Raw genomic sequence first — 288 nt, 5'->3', positions numbered from 1 at the left:
TCCGCGGAAGCCTTGACGGGGCTATTTTCCATTCTGATCATGGAAGTGTGTACACCTCACAGGCGTTTAGGGACCACTGCGCCCAACTTGGTGTACGCCAATCCATGGGAGCAGTGGGAACTAGTGCCGATAATGCCCTGGCAGAATCATTTAACGCCACCTTAAAACGTGAAGTGCTACGTGATCGGAAAGTCTTTGATAATCCCATTATCTGCCGGCAGGAAGTCTTTCGATGGTGCATGCGCTACAACACCCGCAGACGGCACTCCTGGTGCAACCTTCTAGCCC

1 protein-coding gene is annotated in these 288 nt (G+C 52.8%); it reads left to right on the top strand.

The window, feature by feature from the left end:
- Positions 1 to 288, top strand: a 288-nt coding sequence (locus HMPREF2692_RS12500) for an integrase core domain-containing protein (protein ID WP_141761291.1), incomplete at both ends; no start/stop codon positions are given.

Source organism: Corynebacterium sp. HMSC036D03, assembly GCF_001836185.1.
Taxonomy (GTDB): Bacteria; Actinomycetota; Actinomycetes; order Mycobacteriales; family Mycobacteriaceae; genus Corynebacterium; species Corynebacterium simulans.
This window is presented reverse-complemented; position numbering and strand designations above follow the sequence as displayed.